3 protein-coding genes and 1 pseudogene are annotated in these 2035 nt (G+C 54.3%); all 4 read left to right on the top strand.

The genetic code is table 11. From position 1 onward, the window contains the following. Nucleotides 1-74 (top strand): annotated as a pseudogene (gene rplK / locus ACIO0C_RS31230) (50S ribosomal protein L11); the annotation flags it as partial. Beyond that, entirely contained in the window at nt 74-769 is a 696-nt protein-coding gene (rplA, locus tag ACIO0C_RS31225; RefSeq protein ID WP_003186095.1) for a 50S ribosomal protein L1, read from the top strand. The pseudogene rplK and the gene rplA, both read left to right, overlap by 1 nt. 198 nt (nt 770-967) lie before the next feature. Beyond that, complete coding sequence (rplJ, locus tag ACIO0C_RS31220; RefSeq protein WP_008065701.1) at nt 968-1468, top strand: 50S ribosomal protein L10; 501 nt, start codon at nt 968-970, stop codon at nt 1466-1468. A gap of 75 nt (nt 1469-1543) precedes the next feature. Continuing rightward, a complete protein-coding gene (rplL, locus tag ACIO0C_RS31215) occupies nt 1544-1909 on the top strand; it encodes a 50S ribosomal protein L7/L12 (protein ID WP_003206098.1) in 366 nt (121 codons plus the stop codon). Nucleotides 1910-2035 lie beyond the last annotated feature (126 nt).

Genomic DNA, 2035 nt, shown 5'->3' with positions numbered 1-2035 from the left:
CTGATATGGAAGCAGCCGTGCGTACTATCGCCGGTTCTGCTCGTAGCATGGGCCTTAACGTGGAGGGTGTGTAATGGCTAAGCTGACCAAGCGTCAAAAGGCTATCGCCGGCAAAATCGAAGCAGGCAAGGCCTACAACTTTGTAGACGCTGCTGCTCTGCTGGCTGAGCTGTCGACTGTCAAGTTCAGCGAGTCGTTCGACGTTGCTGTAAACCTGGGTGTTGACCCGCGTAAATCCGACCAGGTCGTTCGTAGCGCTACTGTGCTGCCACACGGCACTGGTAAGACCGTTCGCGTTGCTGTGTTCACCCAAGGTCCAGCTGCTGAAGCCGCTCTGGCTGCCGGCGCTGACCGTGTAGGCATGGACGACCTGGCTGCCGAAATGAAAGGCGGCGACCTGAACTATGACGTAGTGATCGCATCCCCGGATGCCATGCGCGTTGTAGGTCAACTGGGTCAGATCCTCGGTCCGCGTGGCCTGATGCCTAACCCTAAAGTCGGCACCGTAACTCCAGACGTAGCCACCGCGGTTAAAAACGCCAAGGCTGGTCAGGTTCGTTATCGCACCGACAAAAACGGCATCATCCACACTTCCGTTGGCAAGATCGGCTTCGACGCCGTCAAGCTGAAGGAAAACGTTGAAGCCCTGATCGCTGACCTGAAGCGTATCAAGCCAGCTTCCTCGAAAGGCATCTACGTCAAGCGCGTTACCCTGAGCACCACTATGGGCCCAGGTCTGGTCATCGACCAAAGCTCGCTCGACGCGTAAGACACAGATTGGCGCAAGCGATTGCGCCAATTGAAAAATTGGGGTCCCTGCCTGGCGGGGGCTATCCAAGACCGTAGGCGACGCAAGTCTTAAACCACAAGCCTACGCAGATGGTGCTCCCGGTTCCTTACCGAATCAGACACCAAAACGACATTCGATTTCGATCGAATGAAACGGTAACAAGCAGGAGTTAAACCCGTGGCAATTAAACTCGAAGACAAGAAGGCCATCGTCGCTGAAGTCAACGAGGCTGCCAAAGTCGCTCTGTCCGCTGTCGTGGCTGATGCCCGTGGCGTAACAGTAGGCGCAATGACCGGACTCCGTAAAGAGGCTCGTGAAGCTGGCGTTTACGTACGTGTTGTACGTAACACCCTGCTCAAGCGCGCCGTTGCTGACACTGAATTCAGTGTTCTCAACGACGTGTTCAGCGGCCCTACCCTGATTGCATTCTCCAAGGAACATCCAGGCGCTGCTGCCCGGATTTTCAAAGAGTTCGCAAAGGGTCAGAACAAGTTCGAGATCAAGGCAGCTGCGTTCGAGGGCAAGTTCCTCGCAGCTAACCAAATCGACGTACTGGCAACCTTGCCGACCCGTGACGAAGCAATTTCTCAGCTGATGAGCGTGATTCAAGGCGCTACCAGCAAATTGGCTCGTACTCTGGCGGCAATTCGCGACCAGAAAGAAGCTGCTGCAGCCTAAGGCTCGTCAACTTCTCGCGTTTTTTGTTTTTTTCGATGGTCGCGTAGGCCGTCCCCAATATCAGGAATTAGATTCATGTCTATCTCTCAGAACGATATCCTTGAAGCAGTTGGCAACATGTCCGTAATGGAAGTTGTTGAGCTGATCAAAGCTTTCGAAGAAAAATTCGGCGTTACCGCTGCTGCTGCATCGGCAGGTCCTGCTGTTGCTGCTGCCGTTGCTGAAGAGCAAACCGAATTCAACGTCATGCTGACCGAAGCTGGCGAGAAGAAAGTTAACGTGATCAAGGCTGTACGTGAACTGACCGGTCTGGGCTTGAAAGAAGCCAAGGCTGTAGTTGACGGCGCTCCTGCCATGGTTCTGGAAGCTGTTGCCAAAGACGCAGCTGACAAAGCCAAAGCAGTACTGGAAGAAGCAGGCGCTAAAGTCGAGCTGAAGTAAGCTTCGACTTTGCGTCTCCAGCCCGAGCGTTAAGCGACAGGCTGATGGCTGGATTTTCGGCCGTCTCGCGGACAAGCACGGGCGCAAGAATTCGATGCTGATATCGATTCTGATGATGTGCTTCGG

The sequence above is a fragment of the Pseudomonas sp. NPDC087336 genome, assembly GCF_044744285.1.
Classification (GTDB): Bacteria; Pseudomonadota; Gammaproteobacteria; order Pseudomonadales; family Pseudomonadaceae; genus Aquipseudomonas.
The sequence above is the reverse complement of the archived record's forward strand: the minus strand, read 5'-3'. Positions and strand labels throughout refer to the sequence as shown.

Bases quoted from the DNA above. Each gene is read 5' to 3' on its own strand.
- rplA (WP_003186095.1), top strand. From the start codon at position 74: ATGGCTAAGCTGACCAAGCGTCAAAAGGCTATCGCCGGCAAAATCGAA.
- rplL (WP_003206098.1), top strand. From the start codon at position 1,544: ATGTCTATCTCTCAGAACGATATCCTTGAAGCAGTTGGCAACATGTCC.